General features: G+C 63.4%; 13 protein-coding genes. 8 read left to right on the plus strand and 5 right to left on the minus strand.

Going from position 1 to position 18713, the window contains the following annotated elements:
- Positions 1 to 99: 99 nt before the first annotated feature.
- Positions 100 to 2382: an NADP-dependent malic enzyme gene (locus ACTHNE_RS00840; RefSeq protein ID WP_440268326.1), complete on the minus strand. Its 2283-nt coding sequence runs from the start codon at positions 2380 to 2382 to the stop codon at positions 100 to 102.
- Between the two features lie 294 nt (positions 2383 to 2676).
- On the opposite strand from ACTHNE_RS00840, the gene ACTHNE_RS00845 reads away from it, so the two are divergent.
- Complete coding sequence (locus ACTHNE_RS00845; RefSeq protein ID WP_440268327.1) at positions 2677 to 3171, plus strand: DUF2165 family protein; 495 nt, start codon at positions 2677 to 2679, stop codon at positions 3169 to 3171.
- Between the two features lie 121 nt (positions 3172 to 3292).
- Here ACTHNE_RS00845 and ACTHNE_RS00850 read toward each other — a convergent pair whose 3' ends face one another.
- Together ACTHNE_RS00850 and rsgA are read right to left on the minus strand one after the other, a co-directional pair.
- Positions 3293 to 4570 carry a flavohemoglobin expression-modulating QEGLA motif protein gene (locus ACTHNE_RS00850; protein WP_440268328.1) on the minus strand — a complete coding sequence of 426 codons (1278 nt, stop codon included), beginning with the start codon at positions 4568 to 4570 and terminating at the stop codon, positions 3293 to 3295.
- A complete protein-coding gene (gene rsgA / locus ACTHNE_RS00855) occupies positions 4567 to 5634 on the minus strand; it encodes a ribosome small subunit-dependent GTPase A (protein WP_324946615.1) in 1068 nt (355 codons plus the stop codon). Before rsgA ends, ACTHNE_RS00850 begins: the two co-directional genes overlap by 4 nt.
- A gap of 189 nt (positions 5635 to 5823) precedes the next feature.
- Between rsgA and ACTHNE_RS00860 the strand changes: the two genes are divergently transcribed.
- The 4 genes from ACTHNE_RS00860 (at position 5824) to ACTHNE_RS00875 (ending at position 12826) form a co-directional block, all read left to right on the plus strand.
- Positions 5824 to 7071, plus strand: a complete 1248-nt coding sequence (locus tag ACTHNE_RS00860) for an aminotransferase class I/II-fold pyridoxal phosphate-dependent enzyme (RefSeq protein WP_440268329.1) — start codon at positions 5824 to 5826, stop codon at positions 7069 to 7071.
- Between the two features lie 2 nt (positions 7072 to 7073).
- Positions 7074 to 7688: an SGNH/GDSL hydrolase family protein gene (locus tag ACTHNE_RS00865; protein WP_440268330.1), complete on the plus strand. Its 615-nt coding sequence runs from the start codon at positions 7074 to 7076 to the stop codon at positions 7686 to 7688.
- Positions 7689 to 8007: 319 nt separating this feature from the next.
- Entirely contained in the window at positions 8008 to 10893 is a 2886-nt protein-coding gene (locus ACTHNE_RS00870; RefSeq protein ID WP_324942228.1) for a TonB-dependent receptor plug domain-containing protein, read from the plus strand.
- A gap of 52 nt (positions 10894 to 10945) precedes the next feature.
- Positions 10946 to 12826: a tetratricopeptide repeat-containing sulfotransferase family protein gene (locus ACTHNE_RS00875; RefSeq protein ID WP_440268331.1), complete on the plus strand. Its 1881-nt coding sequence runs from the start codon at positions 10946 to 10948 to the stop codon at positions 12824 to 12826.
- Positions 12827 to 12891: 65 nt separating this feature from the next.
- Here the strand turns inward: ACTHNE_RS00875 and ACTHNE_RS00880 are convergent, their stop codons facing one another.
- A complete protein-coding gene (locus ACTHNE_RS00880; RefSeq protein ID WP_324947757.1) occupies positions 12892 to 14097 on the minus strand; it encodes an aspartyl/asparaginyl beta-hydroxylase domain-containing protein in 1206 nt (401 codons plus the stop codon).
- A gap of 170 nt (positions 14098 to 14267) precedes the next feature.
- Here ACTHNE_RS00880 and ACTHNE_RS00885 point away from each other — a divergent pair, with 170 nt between their 5' ends.
- Together ACTHNE_RS00885 and grxD are read left to right on the plus strand one after the other, a co-directional pair.
- The gene (locus ACTHNE_RS00885) at positions 14268 to 15128 is read left to right on the plus strand and encodes a UDP-2,3-diacylglucosamine diphosphatase (protein ID WP_324947759.1); all 861 of its coding nucleotides are present in this window, start codon (positions 14268 to 14270) and stop codon (positions 15126 to 15128) included.
- 156 nt (positions 15129 to 15284) lie between these two features.
- Positions 15285 to 16211 carry a Grx4 family monothiol glutaredoxin gene (gene grxD / locus ACTHNE_RS00890; protein ID WP_324947762.1) on the plus strand — a complete coding sequence of 309 codons (927 nt, stop codon included), beginning with the start codon at positions 15285 to 15287 and terminating at the stop codon, positions 16209 to 16211.
- Positions 16212 to 16333: 122 nt separating this feature from the next.
- On the opposite strand, the gene ACTHNE_RS00895 is transcribed toward grxD, so the two are convergent.
- The gene (locus ACTHNE_RS00895) at positions 16334 to 17041 is read right to left on the minus strand and encodes a Fe2+-dependent dioxygenase (protein ID WP_440268332.1); all 708 of its coding nucleotides are present in this window, start codon (positions 17039 to 17041) and stop codon (positions 16334 to 16336) included.
- A gap of 100 nt (positions 17042 to 17141) precedes the next feature.
- On the opposite strand from ACTHNE_RS00895, the gene ACTHNE_RS00900 reads away from it, so the two are divergent.
- Complete coding sequence (locus ACTHNE_RS00900; protein ID WP_440268333.1) at positions 17142 to 18704, plus strand: tetratricopeptide repeat-containing sulfotransferase family protein; 1563 nt, start codon at positions 17142 to 17144, stop codon at positions 18702 to 18704.
- The last annotated feature ends 9 nt before the right edge of the window (positions 18705 to 18713 follow it).

The following is an 18713-nucleotide window of genomic DNA, read 5'->3' on the forward strand; positions in this document are numbered from 1 at the left end:
GGCCGCGGCAGGCCCCCAAGGCCCCGTTTGGGTGGGCCCAACCCCCAAACACCCCCCCCCCGGCAACCCCGTGGTGGGGGTGCCCACCCCAACCTACGGTTACCCGCCTTGCGATGCGCGGATCTGCGCGTCCACCACTGCGATCGCCGTCATGTTCACAACGCGGCGCACCGAGGACGAAGGGGTGAGGATGTGCGCCGGCTTGTCCACGCCCATCAGGATCGGGCCGACCGCAACGCCGTCGGTCATCACGCGCACCATGTTGTAGGCGATGTTGGCCGAGTCGAGATTGGGCATCACGAACAGGTTGGCGCGACCGCTCAAGGTGGTGTTAGGGAACACGCGCCGGCGCAGTTCTTCATCCCATGCGGTGTCGCCCTGCATTTCGCCGTCCATTTCCAGTTGCGGCGCGCGGGTGCGCAGGATCTTCCACACTTCGCGCATCTTCGCCGCGCTGGCGTTCTCGTGGCTGCCATAGTTGGAGTGCGACAGCAACGCCACCTTTGGCTCCACGCCGAACAGCTTCATGCGATAGCTCGCCTGCAGCGTGGCCGCGGCGATCTGTTCGGCGGTGGGATCGCATTGCACGTGTGTGTCGAGGAAGAACCAGGTGCCCTTGTCGTTGATCACCGCCGTCATTGCGGAGGTGCACTGCACGCCCGGATCGAGCCCGAACACACTGCGCACGTAGCCCAGCTTCTTGTGGTAACGACCGACCAGGCCGCAGATCAGTGCATCGGCTTCGCCGCGCTTGACCATCATCGAGGCGATCAGCGTAGGGCGCGAACGCATCAGGTTCTTCGCCGCAGCCGGCGTCACGCCGCGGCGCTCGGTGATGGCGTGATATTGCTGCCAGTATTCGTTGAAACGCGGGTCGTCGTTGATGTTGGTGAGTTCGAAATCCACACCCGGGCGCAGGCGCAGGCCCAGGCGCTCGATGCGCGTCTGGATCACGTCCGGACGGCCGATCAGGATCGGGTAGGCCAGTTTTTCGTCCACCACCGTCTGGATGGCGCGCAGTACGGTTTCTTCTTCGCCTTCGGCGTAGACCACGCGCTTGCGGTCGCTGCGCGCGCGATCGTAGACCGGCTTCATGATCAGGCCGGTGCGGTAAATGAACTGGCTGAGCTTCTCGATATAGGCTTCCATGTCCTCGATCGGCCGCGTGGCGATGCCCGAATCCATCGCGGCCTGCGCCACGGCGGGCGCCAGCATCACCAGCAGGCGCGGATCGAACGGACGCGGAATGAGATATTCGGCGCCGAAAGTGGGGGCGTCGCCGCCGTAGGCGCCGGCGAGATCGCCCGCTTCCATCTGCGCCAGCGCGGCGATCGCGCGCACGCACGCGAGCTTCATCGCTTCATTGTTGCCGGTCGCGCCCACGTCCAGCGCGCCGCGGAAGATGTACGGGAAGCACACCGCATTGTTGACCTGGTTCGGGTAGTCCGAACGACCGGTGGCAATGATGCAATCCGGACGCACCCGCTTGGCATCTTCCGGCAGGATTTCCGGATTCGGATTGGCCAGCGCCAGGATGATCGGCTGCTTGGCCATGGTGGCGACCATCTCCGGCTTCAGGATGCCGCCTGCGGAGAGACCCAGGAAGACGTCGGCGCCTTCCACGATTTCCGCCAGCGTGCGTGCCTTGGTGTCGCGCGCATAGCGCTGCTTGTCCGGGTCCATCTGGTCGCGCCCGGTATACAGCACGCCCTCGCGATCGAACGCCAGGATGTGTTCGGGCTTCACGCCCAGCGCGACAAGCATGTCCAGGCAGGCGATGCCTGCTGCGCCGACGCCGGTGGTGGCGACCTTCACGTCTTCGATGTTCTTGCCGACGACCTTCAGCGCGTTGCTCACCGCCGCGCCGACGATGATGGCGGTGCCATGCTGATCGTCGTGGAAGACCGGAATCTTCATCCTTTCACGCAGTTTGCGCTCGACGATGAAGCATTCCGGCGCCTTGATGTCTTCCAGGTTGATACCGCCGAAGGTGGGCTCCATCGCGGCGATGATGTCCACCAGCTTGTCCGGATCGCGCTCGTTGAGCTCGATGTCGAACACGTCGATGCCGGCGAATTTCTGGAACAGCACACCTTTGCCTTCCATCACCGGCTTGCCGGCGAGCGGCCCGATGTCGCCCAGGCCCAGCACCGCGGTGCCATTGGTGATCACCGCCACCAGGTTCGCACGCGCGGTGTACTGGCTGGCGTTCTGCGGATTGGCGACGATCGCCTCACAGGCATACGCAACGCCGGGCGAGTAGGCCAGCGACAGATCGCGCTGCGTCACCAGCGGCGTGGTGGGCGTGACCTTGATCTTGCCGGGACGCGGCAGGCGGTGATACTCGAGGGCGGCTTGGCGGAAGTCGTCGGAATGAGCCATGAGAGTACTTGGGACGAATGAGGATGGGAAAAGAGTGCAGCCTGACGGCATGCCGCGCATGGTAGCACCCGCCTGCTTTCCTACGGTTCTTCGCAACACGAAGGTACAGGCTACCCACGATGCGTGATGGGCGCGATTACTACTTTCGTATTAATCCGCAGCGTGGGATGCCGTGAAGAGTACCGGGTTCATGCTTATCGCAAGCTTGCGCCGCGTCATGGCACGGTCGGCGGCATGTCAAGGCCATGCCCATCGCATGCTATACATCACGCTTCCGGCCAGCCCAGGCTTATCATGATCAATCGCCTCGCCAAGATCCTTCTGCCGCTCGTGCTGGCGGCGTTCGCCTTCATCGTGACGTACGACAACATCGTCGACTACGGTTCCAACTTGCTGTTCGTGCAGCACGTGTTGTCGATGGATACGACTTTTCAGGGCAATGCGCTGATGGATCGCGCCATCACCCGGCCGGCGCTATGGCGCGCGGGCTACGGGCTGATCATTGCCGGCGAAGGCATTACCTGCCTTTTGCTGCTGGGTGGCACCTACGCACTGTGGCGAGCTCGCCGCAAGGACGCTGCAAGCTTCCATGCGGCCAAAGGCCTGGTCATCGCAGGATGCGTGGTCGGCTTCCTGGTGTGGTTCTTCGGTTTCATGGTAGTGGGCGGGGAATGGTTCGCCATGTGGCAGTCGAAAACCTGGAACGGGCAGGATGCCGCGTTCAGGTTCTACATGGCGATCCTGGGCGTGCTGATCTTCGTCAACCAGCCCGATGCGGAGTTGACGTAACCCTTGGTCATTCCCGCAGAAGCGGAGGCGCTTTACAACAGCGAACCTGGTCAACCCATTTTGACCCGATGTAAAAAGCGAAGATGGATGCCCACCCTCGCAGGAATCGCTGTCATGCAGGTTACACACCCGCCGACAGCGTGCCCGCTTCCACCTTCGACATGCGCACGCGATTGATGAACAGCGAAAACGCCAGCTTGCCCGCCAGGCCATGCACGTGCTGCATCCACGGCGGCAGCCAGCGCGGTGACGCCAATGCGCCGGATTGGAAGTAAGGCTCCAGGCTGATCACGTCGCCCAGCGTCAGCTTGCCGGCGAACAGATAACGCAAAAGGTCCATGCGCCTTTCCTTCAGCGCCCAACGAAAAAAGGTATGCACGTCGAGCAGGCCGGACAGATAGACGTTGTCCTTCGCGAAGGCGAAGCCGCCGGTCAGCGGCACGCCGCGGAACACGCGCTGCGTGGAATGAAAACTATCGGCCACCGATTGCCCGCAACGGTTGAAGAAGCGGTACACCTCGACGAAATCCGCACCGTTGAGCGCCATGTCCAGCGCCAGGATGCGCAGGCTGATGCGCTTGAGCCGGGCGATGTCGATCGCGCCGGACATCAGCTCGGCAAACACCGCCAGCCCCTCCTGCGTGGCGGTAACCCGCGGCGAAGTGCGTGCCAGCGAAGCCAGCACCGGCTGCTCGCGTCCGTTCAAGGCGGTGAGCGAGTGCACGAAAGCTTCGTGATTGAGCAATTGGTGGCGATCGTACTGGCTGAAGCGCGTGCCGCCGCGCAAGCGGATGCGCGTGGCGCCGGCCGCCGCCTTGGCGGTGAGATCCGGATCCACTTCCACCGCGATCACGCCTTGGCCGAAGAAACCATCCAGTTCCTTGGACAGGTCTTTGCGTAGCACTTCGGACGAAATATTGGTGAGGATGTCGCTATCGGCCAGGTCCGCGCCCAGCTCGTCGGACAACTCCGCGAAATAATGGGCCGCATCGAGATTGCTGTAATGGCTGCCGGGGATCGCATCGCCCGGGCGTCCGTACAACTGGATGGACGGCGCAGTCACGCCTTCGGTGCCGACCGCTTCGAGCATTTCGGCGGCGATGCGCCAGGATTCGGCGGTGCGGCGCAGGTAGTCGCGCATCGGATCGCCATCGCCGGCTTCGCGCTCGATCGCGGCCAGTTCCTCGCGCACCTCGGAGTGGTCCGGCTTTTTGTAGCTCACTTCCGGCAAGGTGTATTGCCCTTTGCCGTAAGCCTCGATCATGCGGTCTTCCAGCGAGGCCGGCCAGCTCACTGTCGAAAGAATGTTGATGCCTTTCACTGCCGCCAGCAGCCGCTTGTCGAGCGCGGCATAGGCTTCCAGACCAGCAGGAATCACCTTCTCGGCAGACGTACTCACCACCCTTCCTTCTCGCGCGAACCGCGCGGACCATGCGGATGCGGCTTGCTGGCCGGCCGCCCGCCACGCTGGCGGCGCAGGCGCGATTCGAGCATGGTGGCCTGTTCTTCGCGTTCGTCGCGCAGCTTCAGGTAATTGCGCCAGCGCTCGGGCGTCAGTTCGCCGTCGTGCAGCGCCTCCTGCACCGCGCAGCCCGGTTCGCTGCCGTGGCCGCAGTCGGCGAAGCGGCAGTTTTCGGCCAGTACTTCGATATCGGCGAACAGGTCGAGGTTTTCCTCGCCGGTGAGCTTGAGCTCGCGCATGCCTGGGGTATCGATCAGGCAACCGCCGCTGGGCAACTGCAGCAGGGCGCGATAGGTGGTGGTATGGCGGCCGCGGCTGTCATGACTGCGCACATCGCCGATGGCCATGTGCTGGCTGCCCAGCAGGGTATTGGTGAGGGTGGATTTGCCGGCGCCGGAAGAACCCACCAGCACCGCGCTATCCCCCGGTTTGAGGTAGCCCGCCAGCACCGCGGCGCTGGCCGGGTCCTTGCCGTTGACGGCGTGGATCGGCGTGCCCTCCGGCAGGCGCGCCTTGAGTTCGGCCATGCGGATGTCAGCGCCATCGGTACGGTCCGGCTTGCTGAGCACAACCACCGGCTGCGCCCCGGACCCTTCCACCAGCGACAGATAGCGCTCGATGCGGGCCGGATTGAAATCGCCGTCCAGGCCGGTCAGCACCAGCACATAGTCGATATTGGTGGCGATCACCTGCCGCTCGTAGCGCTCGCCGGCCGCCGCGCGCGACAGCACGGTACGGCGCGGCTGTACCAGCACGATATGCGGCGGCTTGCCCGCTTCGATCTCGACGAAATCGCCCACCGCCGGGCGCTCGGCCGGGTCCAGTCCGCGCTTGAGGAAATGGCCCGCCGGCTGGGCGCCGAAGACCTGTTCCCCATCGTGCAATTCGTAGCCGGCCCGATGCTGCGCCACCACGCGGGCAATGCGTCGCCCTTCCTCAGGCAAGACCTGGCCCCGCCAGCCGATGTGGCGGAGCCGTTCGATGGTCTGGGTCTCGCTCATGGGGCGGATTATGCCCATCTTCGCCGGGCGCCGGGAAAGGCCCGGAGCCAGAAAGCCATATGCCATGAAGTGCAAACGCTTTTCCGTTTTTTGCCTTATTCCATCCCCACGTTGCCCTAACTCGCTGTTAGGATCGTGAAAACCGGCGGCAGGCCGGCTTTTTTTCCATCCGAAAAGGACGAGAGACCGTTGTTCCCGATCAAGCCCAGCGCGCACCTGGCCGAAGTGCGCTATGAAATCCGTGGTGCGCTGACCCGCCGTGCGCGCGAACTGGAAGCGGCGGGCACGCCGATCATCAAGCTCAACATCGGCAACCCGGCCCGCTATGGTTTTTCCGTGCCGGCCCATCTGCGCGAGGCGATCGCCGCGCACCTGCACGAAAGCGAAGCCTACGGTCACGAACAAGGTCTGGAAGAAGCCCGCGAAGCCATCGCCGCCCAGCAGCGCGCCCGCGGCGCGCGTCATGTGCAGGTGGAACGCATCTTCATCGGCAACGGCGTCAGCGAACTGATCGACCTGAGCCTGCGCGCCCTGCTGCAACCGGGCGACGAAGTGCTGCTGCCCAGCCCCGATTACCCGCTGTGGAGCGCCGCCACCATCCTCAACGGCGGCGTGCCGCGTTATTACCGCTGCCTGGCCGAGAACCGGCACATGCCGGATCCGGAAGAAATGGAAGCCCTGATCAGCCCGCGCACGCGCGCGCTGGTGCTGGTCAATCCGAACAATCCCACCGGCGCGGTGTATCCGCGCGCCTTGCTGGAGCAGATCGTCGAGATCGCAGCGCGGCATCGCCTGCTGCTGTTGTGCGATGAAATCTACGACCAGATCCTCTACGACGGCGCCGCGTTCCAGCCGCTGGCCGAAATCGCCGGCAACACGCCATGCCTCAGCTTCGGCGGCTTGAGCAAAGTGCATCGCGCTTGCGGTTATCGCGTGGGCTGGCTCAGCCTTTCCGGCGATCCGGCGCGCACGCACGAATACCGCGATGCGCTGCAATTGCTTGCGGCCTTGCGCTTGTGCGCCAACGTGACTGCGCAATGGGCGGTGATTCCTGCGCTACAGGATGCCCCGACCATCCATGCGCTCACCGCGCCCGGCGGCCGCCTGCATCAGGCGCGGCAAGCCGTGCTCGATGGCGTCGCCGCCAGCCGGTTCCTGGACGTGGTCGCTCCGGAAGGTGCGATCTACGCCTTCCCGCGTGTACGCAGCGACGGCATCGCCAATTTCGACGACAACGCTTTTGCCTTGCGCCTGCTGGAAGAGGAATCCGTGCTGCTCGTGCCTGGTACCAGCTTCAACGTACCCAACAGCCGCCACATGCGCCTCACCCTGCTGCCGCAACCGGCGCAATTGCGCGAAGTGTTCGTGCGCATGGAGCGCGTGCTGGAACGCATGGCGGCCGAGGAAACGCCGCGAGCCGCCGTCGCTTCGGCCTGACCATGCCGCTGCGCTACCTCGCCCTGGGCGACTCCTACACCATTGGCGAGGACGTGCCCGCCCAGGCGCGTTGGCCGATGCAACTGGTGGAAAAGCTGCGCAAGCAGGGCACCGCCATCGACGATCCGCAGATCGTCGCCGTCACCGGCTGGACCACCGACGAACTGTCGGTCGGCATGGACCAGGCCGCATTCGCGCCCGGCTACGATCTCGTGACGCTGCTGATCGGCGTCAACAATCAATATCGCGGTCGTCCGGCAGCGGAATACCGCGAACAGTTCCGCGCCTTGCTGATGCGCGCCGTGGCCTTGGCCGACCACCGCGCCGAACGCGTGGTGGCGGTGTCCATTCCCGATTGGGGCGTCACGCCGTTCGGCTATGCCAGCGGACGCGACCGCGGGCAGATCGCCCATGAGCTGGATGGTTTCAATGCGATCGCGCACGACGAAGCGAGCGCAGCTGGCGCGCCGTTCGTGAACATCACCGGCATTTCGCGCGAGCACGCGGGGCTGGTTGCCTCGGACGGATTGCACCCCTCTGGCGCGCAATATGCATTGTGGACGGAAGCCATCGAACCGGTGGTGGCCGAGGCGTTGCAGCGCGCTGCCGTGCCCTAAGCAAGTCCTGATCTAACCGGCGAGACCTTCGTCTGGCCGTAGTTGGGGTGCAAACCCCAACGTTTCCATGTGCCTATGCATCACATGTTGGGGTTTGCACCCCAACCTGCACGTATTTGCACCGCTTTGGGCGCAGGAAATGACGAACGGCATCCTTTACTCTTCGTTAAAATTTTGAAACAGTTGTACCGGGAGAACACTGGGGCAACATCGCGAGGGATGTCCAGACGTTCGCGCGTCTAGCCGTATGGAGGGAAAAAACGGCAGGCATTTCCCCGTTGCGCCGGTGCTCTCTATCGCCACTATTCGGGGAGTCACCATGCAAGCCCATTACAATCGCCTGTCCATTGCAGTCCGCCTGGCATTGTCCGTCGGCATCGCTTCAACGGCCGCCATCGCCCACGCCCAGGACACCAGCACCCAACAGAACAATCCGGCGCCGCAGAGCACCGCGCAAAACGCCAACGAACAACCGCAGGCGTCGAAGGCCAAATCACTGCAGGCCGTCACGGTCACCGGCTCGCTGATTCGCCGCGTCGATACCGAAACCGCCAGCCCGGTGATCACACTGGACCGCACCGCGCTCACCGCCAACGGCGCACCGACGCTGGGCAACGTGCTGCAACAATTGCCCAGCGTTTCCGGCTACGCCACCAACCCCGCCAACAACAGCAACGGCGGCGGCGGCGCCAGCCCCACGCTGGAGGGGGGCGACGGCGCTTCGCGCGTATCGCTGCGCGGCATGGGCGCCAACCGCACCCTGGTGCTGGTGGATGGCCAGCGCATGGCCAACCAGGATCTCAACATGATTCCGCAGAACATGATCCAGAGCGTGGACGTGTTGGCGGAAGGCGCATCCACGGCTTATGGTTCGGATGCGGTCGGCGGCGTGGTGAACCTGCATCTGCGCAAGGATTTCAAGGGCGCCGAATTCAGCATCAATGACGGCATCTCCAGCCATGGCGACAGCCAGCGGCGCGGCTTCAACTTCACCACCGGCGCCAGCGGCGAGGCCGGCAACATCGTGGCGGGCATCGACTGGAATAAGTACACCCCGACGCTGGCTCCGCGGCGCGGCTTCTCTCAGCGCGCGTTGTATCTGTCCAGCGGCGTCGCCGTACCGCAAGGTTCGGGCACCATTCCCACCGGCCGCGTCCTGGTTCCGGCCGCGCTCACACCTGGCGGCTGCCATGTGAACGCTGCGGGCAACGCTTACGTCACCCTGGCCAGCGGCAACGGCAGCAGCCTCGGCGACTACCGCTGTTATGGCGGCTCCAACGACACCTTCAACTACAACGCCTACAACTACATCCAGACCGAGCAGAAGCGCGTGAACTTCTTCGTGCTCGGCAACTACAACATCACGCCGAACCTCACCGCGTTCGCCAACGTGTTCTACAACCGCACCAATTCCTCCGGCCAGGACGCCCCGGCGCCCACCAGCACCAACGACGGCTGGTACGTGGCGGCGAACAATCCGATCAATCCGTTCGGCGTCACCTTCGGCGCACCTCCGGGCTACACCGGCACCAGCTACGTGATAAGCGAGCGCCTCACCGGCCTTGGCACGCGCCTGCACACCTTCGACACCGATAACTTCCAGCTCAACACCGGCCTGCGCGGCCACTTCGGCCAGACCAGTTGGCTGTGGGACGCGAGCCTCAACTACGGCTACTCGAACCGCAAGCAGACCAACTACAACGAAGTGAACATCGCCGACCTGCAAGCGGTGATCAATGGCGGCGGCAACATCTTCAACCAGGCCGATCCTGCGGTGTCGTCGCAATTGGTCAAGGGCGTGGATGCGCCGGTCTACACGCTCACCAACACGATGAAGCAGGTGCAGTTCAACGCCTCTGGCGAACTGTGGGATCTGCCTGCAGGCGCGATCCAGCTTTCCACCGGCGCGTTGTATCGCTGGAACTCGATGAACTACACGGTGACGCCGGACGCGATTCTCAATCCGGGCACCGCCACCTGCGCCGTGCTGGCCGAAGCCTGCGGCTCGCCCGGCCGCGGCAGCATCAACGTGAAGGAGCTTTACGCCGAATCGCTGATCCCGCTGCTGTCGGAAAAGCCCGGCGCTTACTCCTTGAACCTGGATGTGGGCATCCGCGCCTCCGACTACAGCACTTCCGGCACCACCACCAACAAGAAGATCGCGCTGGAATACAAGCCGATCGCCGATCTGTTGATACGTGCCACCGCCACCCAGGTATTCCGCGCACCCAACCTCAACGAGCTGGACGATGGCCTCACCATTGGTGGGCCCACGGTCAACGATCCCTGCGTAGGCCTCAGTGCCGCCACGCTAGCGGCGCATCCTAACGCCTGCCAGTTCGTGCCGCCGAATTGGGCGGGCAATCCTATCCCGCAGATCACCTCCTATTCTTCAGGCGGCAAACCTGCCGGCGTCAACCTGAAGCCCGAACATGGCAATTCGTTCGACTTGGGATTGGTGTACTCGCCAAGCTGGCTGGAGGGTTTCTCCACCACCGTGGACGCGTGGCGCATCAACCTGCACGACATGCTGACGCCGCTGGCCGCGCAGACGGTGTTTAACGCCTGCTTTGCCAACGACAGCAGCCCGTATTGCAGCTTCATCCACCGCTACCCCACCAGCAATGCACTCGCCGGTGCGATCTATTACATGAGCACGCCGGTAGTGAACCTGGGCAACCTGAGCACCAGCGGCATCGATTTCAGCACCAGCTACGCCATCCCGCATTTCGATGTGGGCAGCTTCAACCCTGGCAACTTCAAGGTGGGGCTCAACACCACCTACACGAGCTCGTTCTACAACGACGCCACGCCAGGCCAGCCGGGTCAGAAGACGATCGACTATGCCGGCACATACACGCAACAGTTCGGCAGCATCCCCCGCTGGCGCGGTACGCTGACGCTCAACTGGTCGCTGGGCAACTGGAGTGCGCAGTGGCAGACGCGCTACATCCATCGCATGACGAACCTCAGTGCCGACTACGTTACGGGTGCGCCCGCACCGGTGGCATCAGTCCTGTACCACTCGGCACAGATCGCCTACACCGTGCCGGCGATCAAGACACGCTTCGAGTTCGGCGTGGACAACATCGCCGACAAGGTACCGCCGCTGATCTACCAGAACGGTCCGAACTACAACGTCGATACGTCGACCTATGACGTGCTGGGCCGCTACTACTGGGCCAGGGCCACGGTGAAGTTCTAATTGCGGAACCAGGCAAGCAAGACGCTCCCTCCCTTGCACAGGGGAGGGAGCCATGCACCACGCAGTACGCACAGCGCGGATACACCCCCTGAGCATTCCCGATCGCGAACGAGAAGCCGCCCTGCTCACCGCCTTCAATCAGGGCGACATGGACCGCGTGCTCGCCTTGAGCGAAGCGCTGCCTGAAACCGAAACCACGCTGCTGCTGCGCGCATTGGCGTTGCGTGCGGCCAACAGGTTGCACGAAGCACGCTCCCTGCTCACGCGCCTCACTCAACTGGCGCCACGCACTTTCGAATACTGGAACAACCTAGGCCTGGTCGCGCGCGAATCCGGCGATGTTGAAACTGCCGCCCAAGCCTTGCAGCAGGCCTTGACACTCGCGCCGCAAAGCGCCGATGCGCACTACAATCTGGGCCTGCTCCATCTGCAACTTAAGAACTGGCCGGCCGCCCGCGAATCGCTGCTGGGGGCCGTGCAGCTCGCGCCGGATTTCATCGAGGCGCGCCTGTATGCCGCGCATGCCAGCCATCTATGCGGCGACAATTTCGCCGAAGAAGCGATGCTGGAGAATGCCGCCAGCTGGCCGCCGCTACCTGCGGAGCAGGCATTGATGCTGGCGAGCATGCTGTCCACGTTAGGCCAGCAAGAAACCGCCTTGCACGCGCTGGACCAGGCGGCGCTGCCCCAGGACGACACGGCTCAAGCGCTGCGTGGACGCATCATTGCCATGCGTGCCCTGCTGCATGAACGCGGCAACCGGCTCGACCAAGCCGAACGCGAGCTGGCGCAACTGCCGTTGGACGATGTATCGACACAGCAACCGGAACTGGCGTGCGCCGCGTGGCTGGCCCATGCCGCCGTCGCCGCGCGTCGTGGCGACCGGGAACGCGCAGCAGTGCTGTACGAACGCATCCTTGCTCTTGCCGGCGATACGGAAGTGCGCATCCAAGCCGCCTTCGGTTTGGCCGCCGCACGCGACAAGCAGGCGCGCCACAGCGACGCATGGAAGGCCCTGCAACACGCGCATGCCACACAACTCACCGTGGCGCGCGCCATCGTTCCCGAACTGATGGCCCACGATAGCGAGCCGCTGGCGATGGCCGATCTTTGCGTCAGCCGCATCGAGCACGATCGCTGGAAACCCCTGGCATCGCCGCGCGCCGACCAGAGCCCGGTGTTCGTGGTCGGCTTTCCGCGTTCGGGCACCACGCTGCTGGAGCAGATGCTGGATGCGCACCCCGATTTCTGCGCGATGGACGAGCGCGCCTTTATCCACGAACTGACCGAGCGCATGAACTTCGCCGGGCAGCCCTATCCTGCTGCCCTTGCCGGGCTCACCCAGATCGAAGCCGATCAGTTGCGCGAGGTGTATGCGGCGATGGTGCGCAAGACCGTTCCCAACCTTGGAACGCGACGGCTGGTCGACAAAAACCCGCTCAACATGCTGTGCCTGCCGATGATCGCGCGGCTGTTTCCGGAAGCGCGCATCATCCTGTGCCTGCGCCACCCGTGCGACGTGTTGCTGAGCTGCTACATGCAACCGTTCCGCTCGCCGGCCTTCATGGTGCTGTGCAGTTCACTGGAGCGCCTGGCGCGCAGCTATGTGCGCGCATTCGAGCATTGGTTCAATCAGGCAGAAATATTTGCACCACGCGTGCTGGAATGGCGCTACGAATCCGTGGTCACCCGTTTCGACGAACACGTGCAAAGGCTCGGCCATTTCCTCGATGTCGAAGATGCTGCGCCGATGGCGCGCTTCGCCGAACACGCGCGCAGCAAGGGCTACATCAGCACGCCAAGCTATGCACAGGTGACGCAAGGCATCCACGGCCGCGCGGTGCATCGCTGGCATGCGTACCGCGAGATGTTCGAGCCAGTGTTGCCGATCCTGCGCCCGATGATGGAGCGCCTGGGTTACACCGATTCGTAGGTTGGGGTGCAAACCCCAACATCACCATGCATGTTGGAGCGGAATGTTGGGGTTTGCACCCCAACCTACACGGCTGCCGCGTTGAAATCGCCAATCGCTTCGATCAACGCGCTGACCGCCTCGCGTTCGGCTTCCGTCAAATCCGGATTCCAACTGTCCAGAATCAACACCGCGCGCGTTTCGCTACTGCGATTCCAGGCCTCGTGCTCGAACGTGTCATCGAATGTGACGCAGCGCCCTTCCTGCCACGCATGCGTCTCGCCACCCACGCGCAAGGCGCAGTCGGGCGGCACGATCAACGGCAGATGGGTGACCAGGCGCACGTTGGTCACGCCGGTGTGCGGCAGGATGTGCGTGCCGGGGCTGAGCACGGAGAACAGCGTTTCCGGCGCGTGCTCGCGGATGTGCGTGAGCGGCAGACTGTCCAGCAGCGCCGCGGTGCGCGGGCACGCCGCCGCGTGTTCATCATAGCGCTCGCCGTGCCGATAGAAGAAATACGCATCCCAGGCGGCAGGTTGCGGCCCGGAGGATTGCAGCATCGCCTGCTGCGATTGGCCCGGTGGCGCCGCGCCGAGAAACGCTTCCAGGTTTTGCTCCTGCGCCAGCACGACCCGCAGTTCGTCGCGTACCTCGTCAGCGGCGGCTTCCAGCGCGTCATGCCAGGGAAAGCGTTCGCGCGGGTAATAGGGTCGACTGGGGATGTCCGGAAAGTACAGAAATTTCGGCCGCTGGCGCGGATCGGCCATGGCGACGGCGCGCTCGCCCAGATAGCCGTCCAGGCAATGCTGCACCCGTCGCATCTCGCTGGCGCCATAGCGTTGCAGCAAAGGCTCCAGCACGCGATGGAACCAGGCCAGCCGCCCGGCATCGACATAATGCATGGCGTGCTTCACCGCCTCGCGCAGGCCGGGTGCGGTAGTGTCGTCGCTCAGCCAGCGCCCTTGGGCTTGCGCAGTGCGCAAGGCGCCGAAATACGCCGTCAATGCCTCGTGCGGCTGGCCCAGGCGTTCCAGCGCGATGCCCAAGCGCAGGCGCACCACGAACAACCCCGGCGCCACGCGCAAGGCACGACGCAGGGTATGGGCGGCAGCGGAAAAGTCGGCGTCGACCAATTGCGCCGTGCCGAGTACCTGCAAGGCCTCCACGTCATCCGGCGCTTCTTCCAGCACGCGCTTGAACAGCTGCGCGGCCTGCTCCAGATCGTCACGTTCCAGGCACGCACGCGCGGCATCCCGCCATTGCGCAAGCGGCGTTGCAGTGGGCGTGTTCATACTATCGTTCCCCTCCCCGGCCTGGCCTTTATCGCATACCAGCGGGCGCTTTCCCATCGTATTCGAGAGGAAAAATGGCCACGGCAATCGTTCTGCAACGATTTCGCCATGGCTCGGTGACCTTGCCGCATCAGACTGCACTCCCGGCGACCAAACCGGGGAGCGATGCCATGGCTATTCTTCGTTGCCGAAGCGCCTTCATTTCCGACGTCCATCTGGGCACACCGGACTGCAAAGCAGCCTACCTGCTGGATTTCCTGCGCAGCCTGCAATGTGAAAAGCTGTACCTGGTCGGCGACATCATCGACCTGGAAGCCTTGAGCCGCCGCCGCTGGTGGCATCCGGACCACGGCACGGTGATCGCCGAGGTGCTGGACATGGCGCGCCGTGGGATCGAGGTGACCTACATTCCCGGCAACCACGACTGCGCCTTGCGCGGCCTGGTGGGCCAATCCATCTGCGGCGTGCGCATCGAGTTGAACGCCATCCACGTGGGCGCCGACGGCCGCCGCTACCGCGTAAGCCACGGCGACGAATACGATCCCGAACAGATCGGCCGCAGCTGGATGCTGCACCTGGGCGAGGCGATGCATCGCTTCGTGTGCTGGGGCAACCGCCGCATCAACGCCTGGCGCCGCCGCATGGCGATGCCGTACCTGCCGCTGTCGATCATCGTGAAATCGCACGTCGGCAAGGCGCTGGCCTATATCCGCGCCTATGAGGAACGCGTGGCCGCCGGCGCGCGCGAACACGGCGTGGATGGCCATATCTGCGGCCATATCCATTTCGGCCAGGTGCGCACCATCGACGGCGTGGTCTATCTCAACGACGGTGACTGGGTCGAGCACTGCACCGCGCTGGTCGAGGACGAACACGGCGCGATGGAGCTGATCCACTGGAGCGAGCAGCCAACCGCCTTGGGCCACGCCAGCCTGGAGCAGGTGCAGCCTTCGCCGATGGCAGCATTGGCGCTGGCGCCGCTGGCGCGACGCAAGAAACCACAAGACATCGAGCTGCCGTCCGCCGCCTGAGCCGTAGGTTGGGGTGCAAACCCCAACATCGGAATGTATGGGGTGCGGGAAGTTGGGGTTCGCACCCCAACCTACGAAAGGGCCTTGATCCCCGCCGCGTCGCCTGCATTTCGGAAGGGCTACAATTGCCCCTTCTTTGCCGGAGTTCCCTTCCCCATGTCCCTCGAAACCGCCACCCGCGACCGCATCGAAACCCTGCTGAAAGACCACCGCGTGGTGCTGTTCATGAAGGGCACGCGCCACCAGCCCATGTGCGGCTTCTCCGCCGCCGCCGTCAACACGCTCAACGAGCTGCTGCCCGACTATCACACCGTGAACGTGCTGGAAGACCAGGACATCCGCGAAGGCATCAAGGCGTTCGGCAACTGGCCGACCATTCCGCAACTGTATGTGGAAGGCGAGCTGGTCGGCGGCGCCGACATCATTCGCCAGATGTACGGCAGCGGCGAACTGCACCAGTTGTTCGGCGCCACGCCGCCGGATCGCACGCCACCGGAAATCACCATCACCGACAAAGCCGCCGAGGCCATCCGTTCCGGCACCGCCAACGCCCAGGGCATGGCGCTGCATCTTGAAATCGGCCCCGACCACAGTGCCGGCTTCCAGCTTGCCCCGGCCGGCGACCACGACATCGTGGTCACCGCCAACGGCATCGAGGTCCATTTCGACCCCGCCAGCGCCCAGCGCGCCAAGGGCATCGTGATCGACTGGGTCTCCACCATGCAGGGCGAAGGCCTGAGCCTGAAGTTTCCCGGCGCCGGCGGCAGCGTCCAGTCGATGAGCGTGCAGGAGCTCAAGAACCGCCTGGCCGCCGGCAATATCGCCCTGATCGATACCCGCCCCGCCCAGGGCCGCGCCATCGCCAAACCCTTGCCGCAAGCGCGCATCCTGGAAGAAGAAGGCTACGCCGCACTCGCCAACCTGCCCAAGGAAACCCCGATCGCATTCATGTGCCATCACGGCATCTCCAGCCGCGGCGTAGCGGAGCAGTTCGTGGCGCATGGGTTTACGCAGGTGTACAGCGTAGATGGCGGTATCGATGCGTGGGCGGCGGAAGTCGATACGAGCGTGCCGCGGTATTGATCCGGCCGCACGCATCGCGGATCAAAGGCAAGCTCCCGGCAAATCCACCGGAAACCACCATTGCGCGGTCGATGCCGCGCAATGTGAGGACAAACCCAGGCGCTTTAATGCATGGGCGCCTGTCAAACCTCCGCCCACATGCGGACCAGGTTCGCACGGGATTTACTGATCAGATCGAACGTCGCGCTCTTGCCCTCGCGTTTGAAGGTCAGATGCTTGGCGTTCTCCATATCCCACAGGATCTCCCGCTGCGCAGGGTCGCGGATCTGGCTTTGCACCCACAGGACCGCCGCATCGCGCACGCCGCGGGTAACCGGCGTTACGTGATGCAACGTATGGGCAGGATAGGCAATTGCCGCACCCGCCTCGAGCTTGAACTGGCTGCCGACGCCATTCATGAATACGGTCAACTCGCCGCCGTCGTAGCTGCGGGGATCGGAGAGAAAAATGGTGATGGCAATATCGCTGCGTACCGCATTGCTCATACTGCCCATCACCGGCGTATCCACGTGCGGGCCGTATTCCATGCCTTGCGCATAACGGTTGAACAATACCGGAGTCGCCATGGCCGGCAGCAAGGCCGTCTGCAATTCACCGCTGCGCATGAACGCTTCGCGCACGATGCGAGCCACCTGCTCATATTCGGGCATACCCGGCGTTACTTGCAGATTCCGCTTGACCTCGCGCGCGGACCAGCCGGCGGTACTGGCGCCATCAGCAAAAGCTGCATTCTGCAGTTTGGATTGAATAGCCGCCAGCTCATCCGGACCGAGAATTGCGGGGATGCAGTGAATCAAGGCACTAGCCCTCTGTGGCGCAACGCCATCCATGGTAATCGCCCACCCCAGGGAGTGAAATGCCCGCTAGCTCTTTATCGCGAAGAACATGCAAGACTAGGCACCGGCACTAAAAAACAGTATCGGGTAACCCATGTCGTCACCGGCCCTCTCCCCCGCAGCACAGCAATGGCTGAGTGAAGCAGGAAAGGCGTTATCCCAGGGACGCGCGGATTTGGCCGAGCCACCGTTGAAACGCGTGCTGGCCGAGGCACCTGACTTTGCTAACGCGCAATTCCTGTACGGCATAGCCTGTCAGATGCGGGGCGACAGTCATACCGCCGCCCAATACATGCGCAAAGCCGCCCAGCAACGTCCGAATGACGTGAACATTCTCACCAATCTAGGGGGCGCGCTCTACGATTCGGGCGCAACCGATGAAGCATTCATCCATCTACGCCGCGCAACCGAACTGGCTCCCACGCAAGCATCAAACTGGTACAACCTTGGCAAAGCGCTGAAGCTGCATTGGCAACTGGACGAGGCTGCGGACGCTTTGCGACGCACGCTTGAGCTGGACGGGGGACATGTCAATGCACGCACGACGCTTGCCGATATTTTTACGATACGCGGCGATATACCCGCCGCGATTGCGCTATACCGCAAAGTGCTGGAGCTGCGGCCAGATCACGCGCTTGCCTGGCATTCGTTGGCCAACCTGAAAACGGTACCACTCACCCCGGACGACGCCAGGCAGATTCGGCACATTCTGCAAACCCGACAGCTTGCGCCCGATGATCGCGTATCGCTCGGCTTCAGCCTTTACAAGGCCTTGGAAGACCAGCACCAATACAGCGATGCGTTTCAGGCATTGCGCGAGGCCAATGCACTCAAACGACGCTTGGTGCAATGGGACGCCGCAGAGACACACGCGCATATCCAGGCCATCATCGAAGCATCCCGCCGCCCGCTAGCGGCACCGGTCGACCCCAACCTCGGAAACGAGGTGATTTTCATCGCCAGCCTTCCACGCTCCGGATCGACACTGGTTGAGCATATTCTTGCCTCTCACCCTCAGGTGGAGGGCGCCAACGAGATCGGCGATCTGCCACAGGTGCTCGACGAAGAGTCGAAACGGCGCGGTAAAGATTTTCCGCAATGGGTGGTTGATGCGACCCCTGGGGATTGGGCGCGCCTGGGTAAAAACTATCTTGCCCGCACTGCATGCTGGCGCAACAGACGCCCTTATTTCACCGACAAAGGCTTGCAGAACTGGCAATGGATCGGCGCCATTCGCGCCATGCTGCCGGGCGCCAGGATCATCAATTGCCATCGCGATCCGCTTGAGACTTGTTTTGCTTGCTATCGGCAGTTGTTCAGCGAAGGCGCTTACTTCAGCTATGACCTGAAAGATCTCGCCAGTTATTACAACGACTACCAAAAGCTCAGTGACTTTTGGCAAGGACATTATCCAGGCAAAGTGTTCGACCTCGCTTACGAGCAACTGGTGCAAGAGCCCGAAGCGCAGATTCGACGGCTTCTTGCGTTCTGCCAATTGCCGTTCGACGTAGCGTGCCTCTCACCACATCAAACGCAACGCGATGTGCACAGCACAGCCAGCGCGGCGCAAGTACGCCAGCCCATACGTGGCGATACCGCACGCAGCCCGCACTATCGGAACTTCCTGGCACCGCTGATGGAGCATCTCGACCATTGAAATGAAGAC

The sequence above is a fragment of the Dyella sp. genome (assembly GCF_051954575.1).
In the GTDB taxonomy this organism is placed as follows: Bacteria; Pseudomonadota; Gammaproteobacteria; order Xanthomonadales; family Rhodanobacteraceae; genus Dyella_B.